Below are 22,047 nucleotides of genomic sequence, written 5' to 3' on the forward strand. Positions count from 1 at the left end.
ATCGGCATTCGCCCAGGTGCGCCCCCACCTTTACCCGCATTCGCCGAGATTCCGAAGAGGAGTAGAAGGTGAGTTCGTTTGCAGTTTACGGTTTCTGATAGAGCGGGTAACACCTACCGCTTTTAGAAAGTTCGGAAGAGAGGTCACCGATGACCGTGGATACGTCACCCAACCCGGGCCGGACCCGCCCCGGAACATCGCTGGCCGAGCCACTGCGGAACGTGCGCGCGCTCTCGCGGGAGATGGTCACGCATTTCCTGGAGACGGTGGTCTCGTGCCGCACCCTGCCCGGGGAATCGCTCGACGGCGACGTCACCACCGTCACCCGCATGTGCCTGGAACTGGCGGTCAGCATGCTCGACGGCACCGACGCCCCGGAGAAGATCCGCCGGCTCGAACACGCCGCGGCGCAGTGGGCACGCGAGGGCGTGCCGATCGACACCGTGCACCGGGCCATGCACGAGGGGTTCCGGCTCGGACTCGACCTCGTCGTCATGAGCGCGGCCACCGGGTACACCCACGAGGACGATCAGCTGGTGCTGCGCCGCGGCGACTACGACGATCTCGTCGGCGGCGCGCGCATCGTCGTCGACATCCTCGACACCATGACCAGCGCGGTCTCCAAAGCCTATGTGCGGGAACTGCGTTCGGTGGTCCGTGAACACCACCACGGCGTGCACACCATGACCTCCGCGCTCCTGGCCGGGCACCCCACCTCCACGATGGCCCGGGAATCCGGTATCGAGATCGCCGACCGGTACCACGTCCTGGCCTTGGCCATACCCCCGCACCCGGAGGAGGCCAATCCCGCGGTGGACCGCAATGTCGTCGCGCGCCGCAAACTGCGGCGCGTACAGGCCGCGCTCGCCAGCGCGGGTGACACCGTGTTGTCGCTGCTCAGCGTGGACGGCGGGACCCTGCTCATTCCCACGACCGCCGAAACCGTCGACCTCGACCGCCTCGTCGCCATGCTGTCCCAGGCCGGGCAGGTGCCGATCACCGCGGCCGTGGTCTCGGTGGCCGCTGCGGATATACCCGGCGCTGCCGACCAGGCCCATCAGCTGCTCGACATGGTGCACCGGCTGCGGCTCGAACGCGGCCTGTACCGATTCGACGATCTCGCCCTCGAATACCAGCTGACCCGGCCCGGCCCGGGTCGCGAACAACTGTGCACCCTGCTCGACCCGCTCGACTCACACCCCGAACTGCTCGGCACCCTGCACCTGCACATCAGCAACAACCTCAACCGCCAGCGCACGGCGCACGCGCTGCACGTGCACACCAACACCGTCGACTACCGGCTCAAGCGCATCGCCGCGATCACCGGCTTCGATCCGAGCCAGGCCAGTGGGCTGTGGTACCTCCGGTCGGCGCTCGTCGCACGGAGTTACCGAGACCAGCCCGAAGCCGCGAAATCGGTCGTCCCGCAACGCTAGCCGCGGGGGTCAGCTGGCCTTTCGCTGGGCCGAAGCGCGCGTCACCCAGTCGATGATGGTGTTGGCGACCAGGTCCGGGTCGTCGAACATCGGGACGTGGCCGACGCCGCGATTGGTGTGCCAGGTGGCGGTCGGCACCAGCTTGCGCCACGGGTCGGAGTAGCGCGGCATGGTCAGGAGCCGGTCGCTCGTCCCCCAGGAGATGAGGACGGGGATGCCTAGGTCGCCGTAGGGCTCGGTCTGCGCGACGATCGGGCGGGGTAGGTCGTCGATCAAGGTGCAGGTGAGTGCGTCGTAGCAGGCGACGAGGGCCTGCTCGGTGGTCAGCCGGTCACCGTGCTCGCAGACCAAGCGCAGCAGATTGCGACGCAGCACGGGCACGCGCATCAGGGTCGGCAGCGCGGGAAGGCCTAGTTGCAAGCTCCGGCGCATCGAGTGGAAGAGCGCGGGGACACGGATTTCGGCAGGCGCCCAGCCTCCGGCCGGGGCTAGCGCCACAACGCTGCGGGCGCGCCCGCGCCGGGCCAATTCCATTGCGCCCCAGCCGCCGAGCGAGTTGCCGACGATATGGGCGGTGCCGAATCCAGCATCGTCCATGGCGGCCTCGACCGCTGCGACCATGCCATCGATGGTGAGCGGCCGGACGCCGGGCTGGCCCGCGTGGCCGGGCAGGTTCGGGGCGAATACGTCGTATCGGTCGACGAGGGCGGGCAGCACCGATTCCCAGCAGCGCCACGTACTGGTGGCGCCATGCAGCAGCACGAGCGGCTCACCGGAACCCGCACGGTAGTGCGCGGGTGGTGTCGGCGATACACGCCGGTCCGAGTTCGTCATCGTTGACGAGTCCTTTCTCTATCGCGGTTGTAGTAGCAGGGCCGCCGCCAACCGGCCGAGCGATCGCGCGGTGTCCGGGGGTGCGGCCGAAGGCCGGATCATGTGGCTGAAGGTCAGCCGGACCAGGCTTTCAGCGAAAAATGGCAGGTCGACGCCCGGGCGAATCAGGGTGGCCCAATGTTGTTCGGCGAAGGCGATATAGAACTGGGTCACAGCATCGATGTAGGGGGCGGAGCGGGTCGTCGCGAGCGCGAGGAGCTCACCAGGCTCGTCCGGCGGCGCGTTCAGCGCGGACTGCGCCAACGGGTCCGCGGCCACCGCGCTGAGCAGGAATTCCGCGACGGCCGTAATCGCGGCGACCGGGTCGTCGCTGTGCTCGGTCAACAGCGCGGCAGCGCCTTCGAGATAGCGGCCCGTGTGCCGCCAGGCCATCGCCTCCAGGACACCGCTCTTGGACTCGAATTCGTTGAAGACCGTCCGCCTGCTCACGCCGGCGCGGTCGGCGATGTCGGTCATCCGAATGCTTTTCCACTCGGCCGTGCCTGCCAGTTCGGTGGCCGCCTCGAGGATGCGCTCGCGAACCAGCTCCCGCGCAGCGAGACGGACGGAGGGAGTTTGACTCGTCACCGTCGCCATCCTTTGCCGTCAGCGACCCATGGCTCGCATTTTGGTGCACTCTTATAGGTCAAGAGTGCACGATTAGCACTATCGCGTCAACATAGTGCACCGAATCGTGGGCCGCTGCGCATCCACGCCTGGGGCCCTGACATGACATCGAAGCCGACATCAACGCAAACTGGGCAGCGTGAAGGTTGTCATCGCCAATCGAGGTGAAGTCGCGGTCCGGATCCTGCGCACCGCACGGGAGCGTGGTTATACGACCTATGCGCTGTGCACCGAGGAGGAGAGCTCGGCGCTGCCCGCCCGGCTCGCCGACGAGGTGGTGCTGTTGCCGGGGACGGGTGCCGCGGCATACCTGGATGTGGCAGCCGTGGTCGACGCGGCGGGATCGGCCGGGGTAGGAGCGCTCGTACACCCGGGGTACGGATTCCTCAGCGAGAACGCCGATTTCGCCGCGGCTTGCGCGGCGGCGGGGCTGGTCTTCGTCGGTCCGGATCCGGACGCGCTGCGGATCTTCGGCGACAAACTCGCGGCCCGGCACGCGGCCCTCGACGCGGGACTGCCGGTCTTGGCGGCAACCGCCGCCGACGCGGCACTGCCCGCGATCGAAGCGTTGCTGGCCGAGCACCCGCAGGGCGTGATGATCAAGGCGGCGCACGGTGGCGGCGGACGTGGCCAGCGGGTCGTCCGGGAATCCGGTGAATTGGCGGACGCGTATGAGCGTTGCCGATCGGAGGCGCTCGCGAGTTTCGGCGACGGCACCCTCTACGCGGAGGCGCTCGCACCGGACGCCCGGCACATCGAGGTTCAGGTGATCGGGGACGGCACGCGCGCGGTCGCGGCCGGTGATCGGGATTGCAGTGTGCAGCGCCGCCGGCAGAAGCTGATCGAGATCGCTCCGGCGCCTAATCTGCCTGCCGCACTGCGGGATCAGCTGCATAGTGATGCTGTCCGAATCGCGGAGTCGGTCGGCTATCGCGGACTCGCCACCGTCGAATTCCTCGTCAGCGCTGACGCGGCATGGTTCCTGGAGGTCAATCCCCGTTTGCAGGTCGAGCACACGGTGACCGAGGAGACCACGGGGCTGGATCTGGTTGCCGTGCAATTGGATCTCGCACAGGGTGTCACGCTGGACGACCTCGATCTCGCGGACACGACACCACGCGGTTTCGCGATCCAGGCCCGGGTGAACGCCGAACTCGTCACGCCCGGCGGTGACATGCTGCCGAGCACCGGGACGCTCACCCATTTCACGGCACCGACCGGCGCGGGTGTTCGAGTCGATACCGCTGCGGGTCCGGGTCTTCGAATCGGCGCTCACTTCGATTCGCTGCTGGCGAAGGTGATCACCCGAGGGCACACGTATCCGGCTGCGCTGCAACGCTGCTCGGATGCGCTGGCTGAAACCGTGATCGCCGGGGTGGACAGCAACGCGCATCTGCTCCGAGCGATCCTGGACGCACTTGCCGCGACCGGCCCGGTATCTACCTCGTGGTTCGAGCAGCATGCGGAGAAGTTGATCGCGGACGCCGCGGGTTATGTATCGATGCCGATTGACGCGGCTTCCACACGTCTAACCGCTTCGGCACCAGTACTTCTTGACGACGAACAGGCGCTCCGCTCCCCCATGGGCGGCACCCTCGTCAGCATCGCCGCCCCGGGAACCGTCGTCGCCGCCGGTGGCGAGGTCGCGGTGCTCGAAGCGATGAAAATGCAGCACGTGCTGCGCGCCGAGACGCCGCTGCTGGTGCGGCGCGCCTTCGCCGAGGCCGGAGCGGTCGTCGACCCGCACGCGCTGCTGGTCACCTGGACCCAAGCCGACCACGACGAAACCGTCTCCGAGGCAACCGCAATCGACCTCGACGCGATTCGCGCCGACCTCGCCGAGGTGCTCGAACGCCACCGTGCCGGACAGGACGACGCACGCCCGGAGGCGGTCGCCAAACGTCATCGGCTGGGCCGGCGCACAGCCCGGGAGAACATCGCCGACCTGGTCGACGACGGCAGTTTTCGCGAGTACGGCGCACTCGCGATCGCCGCGCAACGGCAGCGCCGCAACGATGCGGACCTCATCGCGAACACACCCGCCGACGGCTTGATCGCCGGTGTCGCGACGATCAACTCCGGGCGTGCGGTGGTGCTGTCCTACGACTACACCGTGCTCGCCGGTACCCAGGGGATGCGCAACCACTGCAAGACCGACCGGATGCTGGAGCTGGCGCACGAGCAGCGGCTGCCGGTCGTGTTCTTCACCGAAGGTGGCGGCGGGCGGCCCGGAGATACCGACTACACCGGCGTGTCCGGTCTCGAGGTGACGACCTTCCGCGCGATGGGCGCGCTGTCGGGGCGGGTGCCGTTGATCGGCATCGCCTCCGGTCGCTGTTTCGCCGGGAATGCCGCACTGCTGGGCATCTGCGATGTCGTGATCGCCACCCCCGACGCCAATATCGGCATGGGCGGACCGGCGATGATCGAGGGCGGCGGGCTCGGCGTATACGCGCCCGAGGACATCGGTCCCATCGAGGTGCAGCGGCGCAACGGCGTGGTGCACGTGGTCGCCCGCGACGAGGCGCACGCCGTCGAGGTCGCCCGGCGCTATCTGTCCTACTTCCAGGACGGCGTCGCCGACTGGACCGCGCCGGACCCGCGGCTGGCCCGGCATGTGGTGCCGGAGAACCGGTTACGCGCCTACGACGTGCGGGCCGCGATCACAGCCATCGTCGATGTGGACTCGATGCTGGAACTGCGGACGGACTGGGGAGTCGGCGTCGTCACCGCGCTCGTCCGGGTCGAGGGACGCCCCTTCGGACTCGTCGCGAACAACGGGCACCACCTCGGCGGGGCGATCGACGCACCGGCGGCGGAGAAGCTCAGCGCATTCCTGCGCCTGTGTGACGCGCACGGCCTGCCGATCGTCTCCCTGTGTGACACACCAGGTTTCATGGTCGGACCGGATGCCGAGCGGGAGGCGACGGTCACCAAGTTCGCCCGGCTGTTCATCGACAGCGCCGCTTTGTCGGTGCCCTTCGGCACCGTCGTCCTGCGCAAGGGCTACGGCTTGGGCGCGCAGGCGATGGCGGCGGGTTCCTTCCGCAGTCCGCGCTTCGTAATCGCCTGGCCGACCGGCGAAATCGGCGGCATGGGCTTGGAAGGCGCGGTGCGCCTGGGCTTCCGCAAACAGCTCGAAGCGATCGAGGACCCCGCCGAACGCCAGCGCACTTTCGAGTGGATGGTGCAGCTCGCCTACGCCAACAGCAAAGCGCTCAACGCCGCGGCCGTCTTCGAACTCGACGACGTCATCGATCCGGCCGATACCCGGCGCTGGATCACGACGCTGTCTTGATGCTGCTGATCAGCGGGACCAGCTGCTCGTCGGAGGTCCAGGCGCCGTGGTGGCCGATCAGGTTCGATTCCAGGGGTTCCCGGGCCGGGCAGACGAGCACGGTCCGATCCTTGGCGACGGCGAGCAGGTCACCGATGCGGTTCGCGATGACGGGTTCCGGCAGGGTCGGGCCGAACCAGTGCTCGTCCAGGGCCTCCTCGCGGCTGACCACTCTTGCGTGCGTGGACAATTCGGCGGTCCATGCCGCTATCACATCGGGCAGCGCCGCGGGACGCTCGAGGTAGACGTGGCGCACCCGCGGCTCCCCCGCGATCAGCTGCACTTCCCGATGTAACCGGGATTGCGCGTCGAGGTCGATCACGTTGTCCGCGTGGATCATTCCGTGATCGCCGGTGATGAGCAGCGTGCACGTCGGCGGTAGGTCGGTCAGTAGACCGGCGACGAAGGCGTCGACCTGGCCCAGGACCGTCAGCCACTGGTCCGATTCGGGCCCGAACAGGTGGCCGGTCGCATCGAGATCCGGGAAATAGGCGTAGGCGAATCGCGATCCGGTGCCGGAATGGTCGGTGACAGAAAGGATTCCGGCTCGCACCTCATCGAGGGTCTTGGCGGGGTGCAAGGTGCCCGCCGCGCGGAACACGGCTCTGGTCAGGCCCGAGTCGCGCTGGAACGCCGGAATCACGTAGTGCACGTCTATCCCGTTCGCGGCGAGATCCTGTAGTCGGCTGGCGCGCGGCTGCACACTTTCCGGCGGAAACCGTTCGCGCGCATCGTCTCCCGTCGCGGCGTCCAGCCGCCAGGTCAGCGAGTTCAGCAACCGCAGGTTGCCGGTGTCGGGCAGGGCGAAGGAGTACCCGATGATGCCGTGCGTAGCGCAGGGCGCGCCCAGGGCGAGACTGGCGAGGCTGGTCGCGGTGGTGGCCGGAAATCCGGCGGTCAGCGTGTGGGTGACGTGCGCGGCCAAAGTGGGGGCGACATCGGTGTGCCGTGCGAGCAGCTCGGCGCCCAGCCCATCGATCAGCAGCACCACGACATCACGGTTCGGTTCGAGACCGAGTGGATTGGGCCCGCCCAGACCGAAGGACGCGGCGACGGACGGCATGACATCGGCGAGTGTGTACGGCATCGCCTCGAATAGTGCCGTCTGTGTGCCGATTCCGCGAGTGCATTGATCGCGCGTGTCCGCACGACCGGCGTAGTGAGCGGCGAACCGTGAGTTAAGTGCCCAATCATTCTTGCGGTGCACTGTTCAAGATCGATTCGCCTTGCCGCGCACTGATCAGCGAATATCTGGTGTACAGAGCAGAATTCGCAAACGCCAGACAGGTCGATCCGCTCGAGTTAAGTTACTAACAATTCTTCGCTTACAGAGACGCTCCGCGGATCGCGGCAGTGCTCAGCTCGATGAGGAGTCGCGACGATGGATAGTTTCAGCAGACGCAACGCGTTCAAAGTGGGCGGCGCACTGGGCGCACTCGGCACCCTGGCCGCAGTCGCCCCCGCCCGGGCGGAACCGTGGACGTGGTCCCCGCAGGGCTCGGTCGCCGGCGACGGAACCGGCGCCGATCCCCTGGCGGTGTGGGACGCCGAGGCCGATCCGGTGGTGGCCGGGCTCATCGACCGCGGCGAAGTCCCCCGGGTCAACGAACTCCTGCGCACCTGGACCAGGAACGGCCAGGCCCTGCCCGCGGGTCTGCCGGCCGAATTGCGGGACTTCATGGAATACGCCCGCCAGCTCCCGCACTGGACCGACCGGGGAAAGCTCGCCACCGCAGTCGAATTCAACAAGAAGCGCGGACTGTACCTCGGCGTCCTCTACGGGCTGGCCAGCGGCATGATGAGCACCGTCATTCCCAAGGAAGCCCGCGCGGTCTACTACTCCAAGGGCGGCCACGACCTCAAGGACCGCATCTCCAAAACCGCGAAACTCGGTTACGACATCGGCACCTACAACGCCTACGCCCCCGACGGGGAAATGGTGGTGACCTGCGTCAAGACCCGGCTGGTGCACGCCGCGGTCCGGCACCTGCTGCCGCAATCCCCGCACTGGGCCTACGTCGCCGACGAGGACATCCCGATCAGCCAGAACGACATCATGGTCACCTGGCACAGCCTGCCCACCACCGTGATGAAGCATCTCACCGCGTGGCGAGTCCCGATCCCCGCCCACGAATCCGACGCGTTCCTGCACTCCTGGCAGGTCTGCGCCCACATGCTCGGCGTCCGCGACGAGTACATTCCCGCCACCTGGCCCGAAGCCAATTCCCAAGCGGCCCAGGTGCTCGACCCCATCCTGGCCGCCACTCCCGAAGGCGCGAAACTCGCCGACCGCCTCCTGCGCCTGGGCACCCAGCTCGACCTGGCCATCCTCACCAAACCGGTGCTCGGGTCGTTCACCCGCTTCCTGCTCGGCGACCCCATCGCCGACGGCCTGGCCATCCCGCGCGAACCGGTCTGGGATCCCTTGCTGCGCTTCAGCTGGGGCCCGTTCATCGCGGTCCGCGAGGGTCTGCTCCCGGTGGTCCCGCTGGCCCCGGAGGCCTACTGGCTCTTCGACGAATTCCTCCGCCAAGCCGCCCTGATCTACTTGGCCGAACTCCGCCTGCCCATCAGCATCGAAATCCCCACCATGAACCGGGATCTCAACCTGCCGCCGCGCTGATCTCGGCGAGTTCGGCCGGGTCGACGACGGTGCGGAAACGCGTCAGGGCGTACCGATGAGCTCCGCGTAGCGGCGCTCGAGTTCCGCGACCACCTCGGGGTCGGGCAGCGCGGTCGGCTGGTTGTCGAGCGAGTCGGCCAAGGCGTCGAGGCAGAAGTGGTATCCGGCGGCGGTTCCTGGGAGCCCGTGCGGGCCGGGTTTTCCGAACCAGATTGTGCTGAGCAGTCGGGAGCCCGGCCCGTCGGCGACGATCTCGAACCGCAAATGTTCGTCGTCCCAGAGCAATTCGAAGATCCGGGGCGGGTCCCAGGTGAGGATCCGGCCGGGCAGTTCCGGGTCGTCGAGGTCGACGCCGGCCTCCGCCAGTTCGGTGTCGGCGTAATCGACCGTCTCCGGCCAGAACCGGAAGCGGATCTCCGCGCCGGCCCGGCGCTCGCCGAGGATGTCGGCGGGGAACCAGTGCCGCAGGTGTTCGGATTCGGTGAGCGCGCTCCAGACTTTGGCGGGCGGGTGTGCGAGTGCGCGTTCGTAGCGGACGCCTACGCGCTCGCCGTCGCGCAGGACCTCGCCGAGCCGCTGGTTTACTCCGGTCATGTCACTCCTCGGGGTCGTCGGGCAGGGTGTCGAGATAGCGCTCGAGTCCGTCGAGCCGGTCGGCCCAGATCTCGCGGAACGGCGCCAGCCACATGTCGATCTCCCGCAGCCGGTCCAGGGCGAGCCCGTAGTGCCGGCGCGGGCCGTCCACTCGAACTCGCACCAGCGCCGCTGTATCGAGCATCTTCAGATGCTTCGACACATTGGGCTGCGCGGTACCGAGCGCACCGGCCAGATCACCGACGGTGCGCTCCCCTTCTCGCAGGAGGTCGAGGATCCGCCGCCGGGTGGGATCGGCGAGAACCTCGAAGACGTCACGTGCCACGCCACCGATCATGCCTTGAGCGGAATATTCCTGTCAAGGCATACGGCAGCTGACCCGCCAGACTCGACGCATTTCCGCGAGGATGGGACTGTGGACCGAACTGAATGGCGGGCACGCGGGCGCACCTGGTGGGTGCTGCGGATAACGATCGGCATCGTGTGCCTCGTCACCTGCATGTTCTGGGGACTGTGCGCGTTCAACGTGCTCAGCTCCCGGATATCGACCGATCCCGCCACCGACCCACACGGTTACCGGCTGATCTTCAGCACCGTGCTCTCCGTTCCCGCCGCGGCGATCACGGCGGTCACGCTGCCTTACGTTGTGCCGCGGCGGATTACGGCGATCGCGACCACAATCCTGTTCCTCGGCACAGCGATGCTCTTCGTGGCGCTGTTCACGGAGTAGCTTCCCTGGACGGATTCAGGCGGCGTTGGTGTGCCGGATGATGATGTTGCCGTAGGAGTTACGGGCGAACACCTGCACTGTTTCGGCGGGCGCCTGGCCGACCGGTTCCATCAGATTCTGCACGGTGCCGTATTGGGCGTTGGTTTCCACCCGCGCCGCGCTGCCCGGGCGGATGCCGACCTCGAGTTCGCCGTAAGACGTTGCGAGCCGCAGGGTTCCGCGCGCGGCTTCGCCGATTCGGATGTCGCCCTTGGCGGTTTTCGCGGTCACCGACCCGTGCGGGCGATCGACGATGATGTCGCCGGCGGCGATCTCCAGGTCACACTCGCCGAATTCGCCGGTGACCAGCAAACGACCTACCGCCGCGACGGCTTTCAGCCGGGAGCCGATCGGCACCTCGACGATAACCTCGATCGACGGGTTACCGCTCAGCGGGCCATAGAGGCGCCACGCCTTCGGCAGCGTCACGGTCAGGGTTCCGGCGGAGAAATCGACCTGGACCTGCTCGGCGGCGCGCACATCCGCCTTCTTGGCCGGAAAACTCGGGCGGACCTCGACGCTGGTATCAGTCCGATCCGAGGCGATGACCTGCACGTTCCCGGAGGGTACGTCGATGGCGACGGCGATCGGTCCCGGCGTCTGGAAAGTAGGCATGGCTGGACTCCTTCTGGTGTGGTGTTCGACGAGAACCACGATCGCCTGCCGTCCTGACACGGCTCCGCCACCGCGCACCCCGGCCCCGAACACGGTCGTGACAGGTGCGTGACAGGTGGGTGTCAGGCCGGACGCCGATGGTTTGACCCATGACAGATTCAGCGATCGCGGTCTCCGGACTGCGCAAGACATACGGGGACAAGGTCGTGCTCGCCGGCATCGATCTGAATGTCCGTGCGGGAACGATCTTTTCCCTGCTCGGCCCGAACGGCGCCGGCAAGACGACGACGGTGAACGTGCTGAGCACGTTGCTGAAGGCCGACGGTGGGACCGCACTCGTCGCCGGCCACGATCTCGCCACCGAGGCCAAGGCGGTGCGCGCGGCGATCGGGGTCACCGGCCAATTCGCGGCGGTGGACGAGCTGCTGACCGGGCAGGAGAACCTGCAACTGATGGCGGACCTGCACGGGATCTCTGCCGCCGCCGGCAAGCGGACGATCGCGGACCTGCTGGAACGCTTCGACCTGGCGGCGGCCGCGGGCAAGTCCGCGTCGACCTACTCCGGCGGTATGCGCCGCAAGCTCGACTTGGCGATGACGCTGGTGGGCAACCCGCGGATCATCTTCCTGGACGAGCCGACGACCGGACTGGACCCGCGCAGCCGCCGCACCATGTGGTCGATCATCCAAGACCTGGTCGACGACGGCGTCACCATCTTCCTCACCACCCAGTACCTCGAGGAAGCCGATCAGCTCGCCGACCAGATCGCGGTGCTCGACCAGGGACGGCTGGTCGCCCAGGGCACGCCCGGCGAACTCAAGCGCCAGATCCCAGGGACGCACGTCCGGCTCCGGTTCACCGAGGGCGTCGAACTGGGCGCCGCCGCGCGACTGTTCCCCGACACCACCTGGGACGAAGAAACCCTGACCCTGCGCGTGCCCAGCGACGGCGGCACGAAATCGCTTCGCGCCCTGCTGGATCGGCTCGACGAGCACGGGCTCGCCGCCGAAGAGTTCTCCGTCCACACCCCCGACCTCGACGACGTTTTCCTCGCCCTGACGGGCCACGCCACGGAAGCAGTAGTGAAATGAGCGCCAAGTCCCCCGCAGTTGTCATGTTGCGCCGCAACTTCAAGCACATCGCCCGGAACCCGACCTCGGTGTTCAACGCGGTCCTGATGCCGATCATCATCATGCTGATGTTCGTGTACATGTTCGGCGACGCGTTCAACGTCGGTGTCGACTACATCGACTACGCGACGCCGGGCCTGATCCTGCTGGCCGTCTGCTACGGGCTGGGCGGCACCGCGACGGCGGTGAACTCCGACATGACCAAGGGCATCATCAACCGGTTCAAGGTCATGGACGTCTCCCGGGGCGCGGTGCTGACCGGCCACGTCGTCGCCAGTGTGCTCACCAACGTGATCGCCATCGTCGCCCTGATCGGAGTGGCCTTTCTGCTGGGATTCGACCCGGCGGCGAGTTTGCTGGACTGGCTCGGTGTGGCCGGCATCGTTGTGCTGCTGGGTTTCGCGGCCGGATGGTTCACGGTCGCTTTGGGATTGGCGGCCAAGTCGCCGGAAACCGCGGGTATGGCCGCCGTGCCGCTGGTGATGCTGCCGTTCTTCAGCAGCGCGATCGTTCCGGCGGAGAAGATGGGGCCGGGGCTGCGGCAGTTCGCGGAGTACCAGCCGTTCACCCCGATCATCGAAACCATGCGCGGATTGCTCAGTGGCGCGCCGGAAACCGGCAACGCGGTCGCCGCCGTCGCCTGGTGTGCGGGGATCGCCGTCGTCGGATACCTGTGGGCGTCGGCCACGTTCACGAAGCGAGCGTGACCGAGACCAACTCCTGCCAGCTCGCCTGCGCCCCCTCGGCAGTCGCCTCGGTGAACCTCGTGTCGCCGAGGCGATTTCGCGTCGCCTGCTCGATCCGCGCCCCATCGGGATACGACTGCTCGGGCATGCCGCGCAGGACGGCACTCGCCGCGAGCAGTCGTGCCGCCTGCTCGTCCTGGTCGACGCGCAGTGCGAGATCCGCGATGCCGACGAGCACCCGGGCGAGGAGGAGGGGATGACCCGCCTCGGTAGCGGCCTGGAAGGCCGCGACGCGGTGTGCCCGGGAGGCGCCGACATCCTCGGCCAGGTATCCGAGTAGGTCTTCCCGCATTCCGCGCACGGTCGGCTGCTCGGCGTCCTCGCCCAACAGCGCTGTCGCGACGTCGATCTGACGGCGCGCCTGCTCGGCATCGCCGCGCCAGCGCGCGAGCTCGGCTTTCGACAGCGCCAGCTCCGCCAGCGCGGTCGGCCAGGCGACTCGCTCCGCGGACCGCTGCGCCTCCGCCAGCGCGGCCGCGCTCGCCTCCGAATCGCCCAGCAGCCAATACAACTGGGCCTGCCGGGACCGCATCGGCACGACATCCTCGATGGCGCCGATCTCGGTGACGACCGCGATCGCCTGCTCGTAGTGCGCGCACGCGGCGGCGAACTCACCGCGCATGGCGATTCGATTCGCCAGTTCGGTCTGCGCGAACGAGATGCCCCACCGGTCCCCGATCGCGCGGAACTCGGCGAGCGCGGTCTCGAGGTAGGTCTCCACCTCCGGGCCGCCGTGGCCGAGCTGGATCCGCAGTTTGCCCAGGTGCAGCCGGGCCAGCGCCCGGACCCAGGGGTCCTGGTCGGTCAGCAGCGCTTCCCACGCGGGCAGAAACCCTTCCGGATCCTGCACCATGCGTTCCAGCGGGGCGGCGACCCGCAGCGCCGGGTGCCGGCCCTGCACTCGCTGGCTGAGTTCGTACGTCCTGTGGATCCACTCCGCGGCGTAATGCTGGTCCGCCTGCTGTCCGGAGGTCATGAACTGCACGACCAGGCCGTACACCACGGCCCGGGCCTCGTCGGCCGATTCGCCGGGCAGGGCGACGGCCGCCGTGATCAGTTCGCTGCCTACGGTCTTGTGTCCGGCCAGCCACCAGTACCAGCCGGCGGCCGCGGCGAGCCGGATCGCGCCGTCCGCTTCGCCGGCTGCGAGCACACCGCGCATCGCGGTGCTGATATTGTCGTGCTCGGCCTCCAGCGTGGCGAGCCACATCAGTTGCTCGGCGCGACGCAGCTGCGGTTCCGCGGTTTCGGCGAGTTCGGTGAAGTACGCGAGGTGCGCCCGGCGCATCAGCTCGGTCTCCTCCGCTTCGGCGAGACGCTGTTGGGCGTATTCCTTGATGGTGCCGAGCATTCGGTAACGCGGTGCCGCGTCGCCCGCGGTGACGACCAATGACTTCTCGGTGAGCGCGGTGAGCAGTTCGAGTACCTCGTACGCCTCGACCTCCACGCTCTTCCCGCCTCCCGGGCCCGCACAGACGTGCTCGGCCGCTTCCAGGCTCGCCCCGCCCGAGAACACCGAAAGCCTGCGCAGGACAACCCGTTCGGCGTCGGAGAGCAGCTCCCAGCTCCAGTCGACCACCGCGCGCAAGGTCCGGTGCCGGGGCAGCGCGGCACGGCTGCCGCCGGTCAACAGCCGGAACCGGTCGTCGAGCCGGTGCGCTAGCTGATCGAGGGACATGGTGCGCAGCCGGGCCGCGGCGAGTTCGATCGCCAGCGGCATCCCGTCCAGCGCGCGGCAGACGCGCGCCAGGGTCGCCATGGGGGCGGCTTCGGTCACGAGGTCTTTGCGTACCGCGCCGCCTCGATCGAGCAGCAACTGGATGGCGGGCGCGGACTCGATCGCAGCGGGGTCGGCGTCTTCGCCGGGCAGGGCCAGTGGCGCGACCGGCCACAGGGCTTCGCCGGTAATGCCCAGGGGCTCACGGCTTGTCGCGAGGATCCGCATTCGACGGCACTCGCCGAGCACGCGATGGGCGAAAGCCGCAGCGGACTCGATCACGTGCTCGCAGTTGTCCAGGATCAACAGCATCGAACGGTCGCGGAGCGCGGCGACGACCCGGTCTGTCGGCTCCGCGTCCGGTGCTTCGCCGAGCAGCGCATCGCGCAGTTTGAGCGCGGCGAGTGTCGCCTGCGCGACATCACCATCGGCGCCGATGGCCGCGAGTTCGACCACCCACGCACCGTCCGGCAGGTCATTGAGCAGCGTGCGGGCGGTTTCGGTGGAAAGCCTGGTCTTGCCCGAGCCGCCCGGCCCGATCAGAGTGGTGAGCCGATGGCCGGTGATGAGGTCGCGGACCGCGGCGACATCGGCGTCTTTCCCGATGTAGCTGGTGAGCTCGGCGCGCAGATTGGTCTTGCGGGGCTCCTGTTTACGCCCCAATTCGCCGCGCAGCAGTGCGACGTGCAGTGCGGACAACTCCGGTGACGGGTCGACGCCGAGCTCGTCGGCCAGGGTTTCGCGCGTGCGCTCGTATACGCGCAGTGCCTCGGTGTCGCGGCCGGTCGCGACCAGGGCGCGCATCAGCGCGGCGACGAGCCGTTCCCGCATCGGATGCGCGGCCACCAGATCGGTCAGTTCCGTGACGATTTCCGCGCCGTGGCCGAGGTCGACTTCCGCGTCGAACCGGCCTTCCAGAGCGGTCAGGCGTAACCCTTCGAGCCGGGTGACCGCCGCCTCGAACGCCCCGCTTTCCTGCAGGCCGACATCCTGCATGGCCGCTCCACGCCACAGCGCGAGCGCCTCGCGTAGTCGACCCACCGCCTGCGGATCGTCCTCGTTGCGGGCTTGGGCGAGCAGGCGTTCGAACCGCACGGCATCGACGGCGTCGGGTTCCACCCGCAAGCGGTAGCCGTCGGTCTGCCCCTCGACCGACCCCTCCGGCAGCGCCTTGCGCAGCCGGGAAACCAAGCGGTGCAAGGAATTCGCCGCGTCGGCGGGCGGGTTCTCACCCCAAATCCAGTCGATGAGCGTCGCTTTGGGGACCGGGTGACCTGGCTCGAGAGCGAGGGCTACCAGCAGCCCACGCAACCGCGCGCCCGGCACGTCGGCGAAAACGCCGTCCTCCGTGCGGACTTCGAATGGTCCGAGAATCCCGATTTGCACCTGGCCGATCTTGCCATGCGTGCGCGACCACCTCCGACCGCCGACAGCGGCACAACCACTGGTGTCAGGGCCGTGACAGGCCCGTGTCAGGTCCCCCAGCGATTGTCGTCACAACAACCGCCACGAAAGGAAATCCGATGACCCAGACGGATCCCATCCAGGGCTTGCCCATGGAACGCAACGCCGGTCCCTTCGACCCGCCCCGCGAGATCACCGAGCTGCGCGGGGTCCGCCCGGTCAGCCCGATGGCCTTCCCGAGCGGGCACCAGGGCTGGCTCGTCACCGGCTACGACGCGGTCCGCCAGTTGATGGCCGACACCCGGTTCAGCTCCCGCCAGGACCTCGGAATCATCCACGTGCCGTTCGAAACCCCCGGCATGCCCGTCCAGACCGAACCGTCCCCGCAGATGCCCGGCGTGTTCATCGCCATGGACCCGCCGGACCACACCCGGCTGCGGCGCAAGCTCACCGGCGCCTTCACCGTCCGGCGGATGAAGCAGCTCGAAGACCACATCATCGATATCGTCGAACGTCAGCTGGACGAGATGGCGACGATGGCCCCGCCGGTCGACCTGGTCAAGGCGTTCGCGCTGCCGGTGCCCTCGCTGGTGATCTGCGAAATGCTCGGTGTCCCTTACGCGGACCGGGAGACCTTCCAGGTCAACTCCGCCCAGTTCCTGGTCCGCGACCAGACGCTGGAGGAGAAGATGGCCGCGCTCATCGCGATGAACACCTACCTCGCCGAACTCGTCACACGCCAGCGCGCCGAACCCGGCGACGACCTGCTCTCCGACCTGGCCCGCGACGAGGACCTCAGCATCGAGGAACTGGTCGGCATAGCCTTCCTGCTCCTGCTCGCCGGGCACGAAACCACCGCGAACATGCTGGCGCTGGGCACTTTCGCGCTGCTGGAGCACCCCGAACAGCTAGCCGACCTGCGCGCGAATACGGAACTGATGCCGGACGCCGTCGAGGAACTCCTGCGCTATCTGTCGGTCGCCGACATCTTTTACCGCTACGCCACCGAAGACATCGAACTCGGCGGCGAACTGATCACCGAGGGATCGACCGTCGTCGTCTCCCTACTGGCCGCCAACCACGACCCCCAGCGCTTCGACAACCCCGACACCCTCGACATCCGCCGCGAATCCCGCGGCCGCCTCGCCTTCGGCCACGGCATCCACACCTGCCTCGGCCAGCAACTGGCCCGCATCGAAATGCGCGCCGGTTTCGAAGGACTGCTCCGCCGCTTCCCGACCCTCGAACTCGCCGTCCCCGCCGGGGAGGTGCGGCTCCGCACCGACATGAATATCTATGGCGTACACGAACTTCCGGTCACCTGGTAAGGCCGGGCAGTCACGAAAGGAGATCATCCCCATGCGAATCTCAGCGGACCGGGAACGCTGTATCGGCGCCGGCATGTGCACCCTCCTCGCACCGCAGGTCTTCGATCAGGACGACAACGACGGCCGCGTGCGATTGCTCGACCCGAGCCCACAGCGCCATCACCCGGCCGTGCGGGAAGCCTTGGACGCCTGCCCTTCCGGGGCCCTGACTGCTTCGCGCGAGTAGGAAGACGGTGGAGCGGGGCAAACGCAGCGGCTCGCGGATCTGTGGTTAGATTCCCTCGCCGACGCCGACTGGTTCGCGTTTTCCCGGCTGTCACGGCACCTTCCAGGCTTTACCTCAGTGAATGTTGGCGCAGCGCGGTCGCCCTCAGGTTCGGAGGAGTGCGGCCTCGCGACGATGAGCGAGGGGTGAATGGTTAGAAGTCGGATCGGAAAGTGGGCGGTGACCGCCGTCGCCGTGAGCATCGGGCTCGTCGCGCTACCAGGTGGGGCGGCCGCGGATGTCGTGGTGCCGTTGCCGGACGGCCATATCGAGGGCCCAGGGGTGAAAATCACGAGTCGCGGTGAGCGCGCGATCATTTCGTCCTCCCTCGCAGCCAACGGCGCGGGCCGCAGCTCGTGGGTGTCCGGTGACGTGACGACCGAGGTGGAGACACCCGACGGCGTCGTGGGGCCCAACAACGGACCCAAGAACTTCCCCGGTACCAACAACTCGGGCACGCACGGCGCGTCCAACCTCACCGTCGGCTACATCGTCGGCTGTCAGGTGGGGTTGAGCCAGCTGAGTCTGAATTCGGCATTCACGCTCAGCGCGACCCCGACCATCGTCGGCGGGTTCAGCTTTCCGCTGTCCCCAGGTCAGGTGCAGTGGGTCGCGATCAACAACATCGATCTACCCAAGAGCGGCACCTACACGATCAACTACCAGGACGTGCCGATGGAGGTTCAGGGCTGCGCCGGTCAGGCTCAGGCACGCCAGGCCTCCGTGGTGGAGATCATCGGCACCGAATACGTGAAGGCCACTCTCTACGGCCAGCCGTTCAGCCTCGGCTGACGGTCCGCTCCGAAGGAAGGGATCGCATGTTCGGCAAGATTCTCGGAACGGCACTGGCCGCGACAGCATTCGGGATCGGTCAGACGGTGGTGGCCACCGCCGACACCTTCGTACCGCTGCCCGGCGGAACGATCACGCGTGAACTGGCCGACGGAACCACCGCGACCCTTAGCCTCGACTCGGAGTCGGCCAAGATCAGCGGATCGATGGGCGCGACACCGGTGCATCGCAATGTGTGGGTAACCGCCCGCGCGAGTGTGGATCTCGCGGGCCCGAGCGCCTCGACCGCGACGATCAAGCTCAGTCCCGGTTACATCGTCGGCTGTCAGGTGGATATCGCCGGGATCACCGAGAGCGGCAACGAAACCGCGACCGCGTCCCAGGGCGCGCAAGGCGCGTGGTCGGTGGCGCCGGCCGAGGCTATCGGCACCGGAATCACCTTCGGCCCCGGCAAAGCGGTAGCTCGTCTGATGCTGGATCTGGAAATGCCCGACGATTACGGCCAGGAATCACACAAGCGCTACAACAAGGTGCCAGGACCGCACACCAGCGTGACCTGGATCGACGAGACCTTCTCGGTGGACGGCTGCGGCGGATACGCGCAGGCCCGAGCCTTCGTGGCGGCCGAGATCGGCAGCACCAACTTCATCGGGAACGTGCTGCTGTGGGGTCAGCCATTCAGCATCGGCTGAAGGTTGCTCAACTGTTGCGTGTTACTGCCTCAGCGGCTGGTGTCTGTGGTTTCCTGATCGAGTGACCTCGCTACAGACAGCGGTACGCACCGGGTCCCCGACCCTCAACCTGGCCCTTGCGACCTGGGTTTCGGCGATCAACTTCTGGGCGTGGAACCTCATCGGCCCGCTCTCGCCCCGCTACGCCGACACGATGGACCTGAGTAGCACGCAGGCCTCCCTGATGGTGGCGATGCCGATCCTGGTCGGCTCGCTGGGCCGGATCGCCTCGGGCGCGCTCACCGACCGGCTCGGTGGCCGCACGATGTTCATCGGGGTCTCGCTGGCCTCGATCGTGCCCGTCGTCGCGGTCGGCATCGCGGGCAGCGTCGAGTCCTATCCGCTGATGCTGGTGTTCGCCTTCCTGCTCGGCATCCCCGGCACGATCTTCGCCGTCGGTATTCCGTTCGCGAATTCCTGGTACGTGCCGGCGCGGCGCGGCTTTGCGACCGGCGTGTTCGGAGCGGGCATGGTCGGCACGGCGGTGTCCGCGTTCTTCACACCGCGCTTCGTCGGCTGGTTCGGGGTGCTGCCGACCCACCTGATCGTGGCGGGCGCGCTCGCGGTGACCGCGCTGCTGTGCATCCTGTTCCTGCGGAACTCGCCGGAGTTCACCCCGAACACCGACCCGGTGCTGCCCAAACTGCGCGCCGCGATGAAACTCGGTGTCACCTGGGAGATGTCGTTCCTCTACGCCGTGGTGTTCGGCGGCTTCGTCGCCTTCAGTTCATATCTGCCGACCTACATCAAGAACGTCTACGAATTCTCCGCCGTCGACGCCGGCACCCGCACCGCCGCCTTCGCTCTCGCCGCGGTGATCGCCCGTCCCATCGGCGGTGCGCTCTCGGACCGGATCGCGCCGAAGTACATCGTGGCCACCTCCCTGATCGGCACCGCGGCGATGGCGGTGCTGGCCTCGTTCAAGCCGCCCGCCGACGTCTGGTCGGCGGTCACCTTCATCACGTTGGCGCTGTTCCTCGGGATCGGAACCGGCGGCGTATTCGCCTGGGTGGCGCAGCGCTCGCCCAGCTCCAGCGTCGGCAGCATCACCGGAATCGTCTCCGCGGCAGGCGGTCTCGGTGGTTACTTCCCACCGTTGATCATGGGCATCACCTACGACGAGGCCGGCCGCAGCTACGCGGTGGGTCTGCTGCTCCTGGCGGCGACCGCGCTCGCCGCGCTGATCTACGTCGTGGTCAAGCTGCGGCGCACCGAATAGACGCGAAACGTTATGCGGGCGGCCCCTTTTCGTCTACGACCAGGCCGGGGCAGCGATCGTTCAGGGCTTCGAGGATCGCGGCGATGACAGTCGGGTTCTTCGGTTCGTCGGCGTGCGGGCCGCCGTCGATGCCGGTTGCCACGCAGGAGCGCCCTTCGAGGGGACGGTTGTCCATGGGTGTGTGGAAGGGGCCCGCGTCGTCGGCGCGCGTGCGCAGGGTGGTGTAGGAGACGTCGCCGGGGGTGTCGAGGCCATCGTTGAGAATGGCGAGAAACCCACTGGCCGGGCACATTTCGCCGCCCAGGTCGAGCGGGAGCACACAGGTCGGGTACCAACCGTATTGGCCCGTGCCGATGGAGACATAGTGCGCGGTCAGGTCTTGGCCGCCGAGGTATTTCACGAAGTAGCGGGCAGAGAGGCCGCCCATGCTGTGGCCCACCACGTCGACCTTCGCGCCGCCGTGGTCGCGCGAGGCCTGCCGGGCAACCTGTGCGATCGCTTCCGCGTTCGGGATATTCAATTCACCGGGGAGATCGACGACGTAGACCGGGCGGCCGTCATCCTCTAGGGCCGACCGGAGCGCGTCGGACCAGTCGGCCGCGACCGGTAGCACTCCGCCCGCGGTCCAACCATGCACGAGCAGAACAGGATTCGCACTGGGCTGGGCCCGCGCGTTCGCCGGCACGCCGAACACTCCGGCAAGCACTCCCGCGACTGCGCAGAGCGCACCCGTCACCGACTTTGCACCGATCATTCCCTGCTCCTTCGAACACCGGGGCGGCATCGGGCTGCACTCTACTCATGAAATTTGCCCCGCCTCGAGCGCCGCACCGGCGGCAGCGGCCGCGCAGGCAGGTCAGGAGAGGCTTGTCGCTGCTTGGGTGTAGCGCCGGGCCAGATGCGCGAAGGCACCCTGCAATTCGGGCGGGCCAATGATTTCGATGTCGCTGTCGAATCTGCCGATCGCAGCCGCCAGGCCCGGCCAGGACCATGAGCCCATGACCAATCGGCAGGTATCCGGGCCGAGTTCCTCGACGGTCCCGTCCCCGATGAACGGTGCCACCTCGGCGGCGGGCAAGCTCAGGATCACTTCGCCGCGGCACGGCCAGTCATCGCCACCGTCAACACCACGGAATCGGGCCGCGGCGAAAGCGGCGACATCGCCGCCGGGAACCGCACGTGGCGTGAAACGGGGGCCGGTCGGAGTGCGCGGAGTTATCCGGTCGACGCGGAAGGTGCGCCAGTCCTCGCGGTCGAGGTCCCAGGCGACGAGATACCAACGCCCGCCGCGGATTACGAGATGGTGCGGCTGCACCCGGCGCACCGCCGCGCCGTAGTCGAAGCGCAGCACTTCGCGAGCGTGGACGGTAGCGCTGACTGCCATAAGTACTTGCGGCTCGACCTGCGGATGCTGCTGAACGGCGGTGAGGTCGAGGGCGTCGACGCGGTGCCGCAACCGGGCGGGCATGACCTGGCGGATCGTATTCAGCGCACGCACCGCGGCTTCCGCGACATCTGCGCCAGTGGCCGCAGCGGTCCGGAGCGCGACAGCGAGGGCGACGGCCTGCTCGTCGTCGAACAGCAGCGGCGGCAGGTTCGTGCCCGCGCCGAGCCGGTAGCCCCCGTCCGGACCTTTGGCCGTCGCGATCGGGTAGCCGAGTTCCCGCAGCCGATCGATATCGCGGCGCACGGTGCGCGGGCTGACCTCCAGCCGTTCGGCCAGCAGCGCTCCCGGCCAATCCCGTCGCGCCTGCAACAACGAAAGCAGCGCCAGCAGTCGAGCTGAGGTCTTCGGCATATTTCGCATTCTGCCCGGAGAAGAGGACAGAAACCGACCTCTT

General features: G+C 67.8%; 20 protein-coding genes. 11 read left to right on the top strand and 9 right to left on the bottom strand.

Annotated features, from left to right (window positions below; genetic code table 11):
• Positions 1–149 precede the first annotated feature (149 nt).
• On the top strand, positions 150–1,436 hold the full coding sequence (locus tag IBX22_RS04830) for a CdaR family transcriptional regulator (RefSeq protein WP_194814154.1): 1,287 nt from the start codon (positions 150–152) through the stop codon (positions 1,434–1,436).
• A gap of 9 nt (positions 1,437–1,445) precedes the next feature.
• Here IBX22_RS04830 and IBX22_RS04835 read toward each other — a convergent pair whose 3' ends face one another.
• Entirely contained in the window at positions 1,446–2,270 is an 825-nt protein-coding gene (locus tag IBX22_RS04835) for an alpha/beta fold hydrolase (protein WP_194814155.1), read from the bottom strand.
• Positions 2,271–2,288: 18 nt separating this feature from the next.
• Positions 2,289–2,897 carry a TetR family transcriptional regulator gene (locus tag IBX22_RS04840; protein ID WP_194814156.1) on the bottom strand — a complete coding sequence of 203 codons (609 nt, stop codon included), beginning with the start codon at positions 2,895–2,897 and terminating at the stop codon, positions 2,289–2,291.
• A gap of 178 nt (positions 2,898–3,075) precedes the next feature.
• Here IBX22_RS04840 and IBX22_RS04845 point away from each other — a divergent pair, with 178 nt between their 5' ends.
• Complete coding sequence (locus IBX22_RS04845) at positions 3,076–6,234, top strand: carboxyl transferase domain-containing protein (RefSeq protein WP_194814157.1); 3,159 nt, start codon at positions 3,076–3,078, stop codon at positions 6,232–6,234.
• Here IBX22_RS04845 and IBX22_RS04850 read toward each other — a convergent pair.
• Positions 6,218–7,360 carry an alkaline phosphatase family protein gene (locus IBX22_RS04850; RefSeq protein WP_194814158.1) on the bottom strand — a complete coding sequence of 381 codons (1,143 nt, stop codon included), beginning with the start codon at positions 7,358–7,360 and terminating at the stop codon, positions 6,218–6,220. The genes IBX22_RS04845 and IBX22_RS04850 overlap by 17 nt on opposite strands.
• 294 nt (positions 7,361–7,654) lie before the next feature.
• Between IBX22_RS04850 and IBX22_RS04855 the strand changes: the two genes are divergently transcribed.
• A complete protein-coding gene (locus IBX22_RS04855; protein ID WP_194814159.1) occupies positions 7,655–8,896 on the top strand; it encodes an oxygenase MpaB family protein in 1,242 nt (413 codons plus the stop codon).
• Between the two features lie 42 nt (positions 8,897–8,938).
• On the opposite strand, the gene IBX22_RS04860 is transcribed toward IBX22_RS04855, so the two are convergent.
• Entirely contained in the window at positions 8,939–9,490 is a 552-nt protein-coding gene (locus IBX22_RS04860; RefSeq protein WP_194814160.1) for an SRPBCC domain-containing protein, read from the bottom strand.
• A 1-nt stretch (position 9,491) separates the two neighbouring features.
• Complete coding sequence (locus tag IBX22_RS04865) at positions 9,492–9,815, bottom strand: ArsR/SmtB family transcription factor (RefSeq protein WP_375540201.1); 324 nt, start codon at positions 9,813–9,815, stop codon at positions 9,492–9,494.
• Between the two features lie 90 nt (positions 9,816–9,905).
• Here IBX22_RS04865 and IBX22_RS04870 point away from each other — a divergent pair, with 90 nt between their 5' ends.
• Positions 9,906–10,220 carry a hypothetical protein gene (locus tag IBX22_RS04870; RefSeq protein WP_194814162.1) on the top strand — a complete coding sequence of 105 codons (315 nt, stop codon included), beginning with the start codon at positions 9,906–9,908 and terminating at the stop codon, positions 10,218–10,220.
• A 15-nt stretch (positions 10,221–10,235) separates the two neighbouring features.
• Here IBX22_RS04870 and IBX22_RS04875 read toward each other — a convergent pair whose 3' ends face one another.
• Positions 10,236–10,874 (bottom strand): DUF4097 family beta strand repeat-containing protein, encoded by a 639-nt coding sequence (locus tag IBX22_RS04875; RefSeq protein ID WP_194814163.1) that lies wholly within the window; start codon positions 10,872–10,874, stop codon positions 10,236–10,238.
• Positions 10,875–11,023: 149 nt separating this feature from the next.
• Between IBX22_RS04875 and IBX22_RS04880 the strand changes: the two genes are divergently transcribed.
• Complete coding sequence (locus IBX22_RS04880; protein WP_194814164.1) at positions 11,024–11,965, top strand: ATP-binding cassette domain-containing protein; 942 nt, start codon at positions 11,024–11,026, stop codon at positions 11,963–11,965.
• The gene (locus tag IBX22_RS04885; protein WP_194814165.1) at positions 11,962–12,711 is read left to right on the top strand and encodes an ABC transporter permease; all 750 of its coding nucleotides are present in this window, start codon (positions 11,962–11,964) and stop codon (positions 12,709–12,711) included. The genes IBX22_RS04880 and IBX22_RS04885 overlap by 4 nt, the downstream gene beginning before the upstream one ends.
• Here the strand turns inward: IBX22_RS04885 and IBX22_RS04890 are convergent.
• Positions 12,695–15,853, bottom strand: coding sequence for a BTAD domain-containing putative transcriptional regulator (locus IBX22_RS04890; protein WP_194814166.1), 3,159 nt, complete (start codon positions 15,851–15,853; stop codon positions 12,695–12,697). The genes IBX22_RS04885 and IBX22_RS04890 overlap by 17 nt on opposite strands.
• 137 nt (positions 15,854–15,990) lie before the next feature.
• Here IBX22_RS04890 and IBX22_RS04895 point away from each other — a divergent pair, with 137 nt between their 5' ends.
• From IBX22_RS04895 to IBX22_RS04915, 5 genes are all read left to right on the top strand, one after another.
• The gene (locus IBX22_RS04895; RefSeq protein WP_194814167.1) at positions 15,991–17,199 is read left to right on the top strand and encodes a cytochrome P450; all 1,209 of its coding nucleotides are present in this window, start codon (positions 15,991–15,993) and stop codon (positions 17,197–17,199) included.
• A 31-nt stretch (positions 17,200–17,230) separates the two neighbouring features.
• Complete coding sequence (locus IBX22_RS04900; RefSeq protein WP_194814168.1) at positions 17,231–17,425, top strand: ferredoxin; 195 nt, start codon at positions 17,231–17,233, stop codon at positions 17,423–17,425.
• 189 nt (positions 17,426–17,614) lie between these two features.
• Positions 17,615–18,256 (top strand): MspA family porin, encoded by a 642-nt coding sequence (locus IBX22_RS04905; RefSeq protein WP_194814169.1) that lies wholly within the window; start codon positions 17,615–17,617, stop codon positions 18,254–18,256.
• A 26-nt stretch (positions 18,257–18,282) separates the two neighbouring features.
• A complete protein-coding gene (locus IBX22_RS04910; RefSeq protein WP_194814170.1) occupies positions 18,283–18,948 on the top strand; it encodes an MspA family porin in 666 nt (221 codons plus the stop codon).
• 61 nt (positions 18,949–19,009) lie between these two features.
• Positions 19,010–20,206 carry a NarK/NasA family nitrate transporter gene (locus IBX22_RS04915; RefSeq protein ID WP_194814171.1) on the top strand — a complete coding sequence of 399 codons (1,197 nt, stop codon included), beginning with the start codon at positions 19,010–19,012 and terminating at the stop codon, positions 20,204–20,206.
• A gap of 10 nt (positions 20,207–20,216) precedes the next feature.
• On the opposite strand, the gene IBX22_RS04920 is transcribed toward IBX22_RS04915, so the two are convergent.
• Both IBX22_RS04920 and IBX22_RS04925 read right to left on the bottom strand, forming a co-directional pair.
• The gene (locus IBX22_RS04920; protein ID WP_194814172.1) at positions 20,217–20,960 is read right to left on the bottom strand and encodes an alpha/beta fold hydrolase; all 744 of its coding nucleotides are present in this window, start codon (positions 20,958–20,960) and stop codon (positions 20,217–20,219) included.
• A gap of 102 nt (positions 20,961–21,062) precedes the next feature.
• Positions 21,063–22,004, bottom strand: coding sequence for a YafY family protein (locus IBX22_RS04925; RefSeq protein WP_194814173.1), 942 nt, complete (start codon positions 22,002–22,004; stop codon positions 21,063–21,065).
• Between the last annotated feature and the right edge of the window lie 43 nt (positions 22,005–22,047).

Origin of the sequence: Nocardia sp. XZ_19_385, from assembly GCF_015355755.1 — a bacterium.
Lineage (GTDB): Bacteria > Actinomycetota > Actinomycetes > Mycobacteriales > Mycobacteriaceae > Nocardia.

What these genes read in the sequence shown, in the direction of transcription:
- IBX22_RS04830 (WP_194814154.1), top strand. Translation starts at nt 150, where the DNA reads ATGACCGTGGATACGTCACCCAACCCGGGCCGGACCCGCCCCGGAACA.
- IBX22_RS04835 (WP_194814155.1), bottom strand. Translation starts at nt 2,270, where the DNA reads ATGACGAACTCGGACCGGCGTGTATCGCCGACACCACCCGCGCACTAC.
- IBX22_RS04850 (WP_194814158.1), bottom strand. Translation starts at nt 7,360, where the DNA reads ATGCCGTACACACTCGCCGATGTCATGCCGTCCGTCGCCGCGTCCTTC.
- IBX22_RS04855 (WP_194814159.1), top strand. Translation starts at nt 7,655, where the DNA reads ATGGATAGTTTCAGCAGACGCAACGCGTTCAAAGTGGGCGGCGCACTG.
- IBX22_RS04860 (WP_194814160.1), bottom strand. Translation starts at nt 9,490, where the DNA reads ATGACCGGAGTAAACCAGCGGCTCGGCGAGGTCCTGCGCGACGGCGAG.
- IBX22_RS04875 (WP_194814163.1), bottom strand. Translation starts at nt 10,874, where the DNA reads ATGCCTACTTTCCAGACGCCGGGACCGATCGCCGTCGCCATCGACGTA.
- IBX22_RS04880 (WP_194814164.1), top strand. Translation starts at nt 11,024, where the DNA reads ATGACAGATTCAGCGATCGCGGTCTCCGGACTGCGCAAGACATACGGG.
- IBX22_RS04885 (WP_194814165.1), top strand. Translation starts at nt 11,962, where the DNA reads ATGAGCGCCAAGTCCCCCGCAGTTGTCATGTTGCGCCGCAACTTCAAG.
- IBX22_RS04895 (WP_194814167.1), top strand. Translation starts at nt 15,991, where the DNA reads ATGACCCAGACGGATCCCATCCAGGGCTTGCCCATGGAACGCAACGCC.
- IBX22_RS04900 (WP_194814168.1), top strand. Translation starts at nt 17,231, where the DNA reads ATGCGAATCTCAGCGGACCGGGAACGCTGTATCGGCGCCGGCATGTGC.
- IBX22_RS04905 (WP_194814169.1), top strand. Translation starts at nt 17,615, where the DNA reads ATGGTTAGAAGTCGGATCGGAAAGTGGGCGGTGACCGCCGTCGCCGTG.
- IBX22_RS04910 (WP_194814170.1), top strand. Translation starts at nt 18,283, where the DNA reads ATGTTCGGCAAGATTCTCGGAACGGCACTGGCCGCGACAGCATTCGGG.
- IBX22_RS04920 (WP_194814172.1), bottom strand. Translation starts at nt 20,960, where the DNA reads ATGATCGGTGCAAAGTCGGTGACGGGTGCGCTCTGCGCAGTCGCGGGA.
- IBX22_RS04925 (WP_194814173.1), bottom strand. Translation starts at nt 22,004, where the DNA reads ATGCCGAAGACCTCAGCTCGACTGCTGGCGCTGCTTTCGTTGTTGCAG.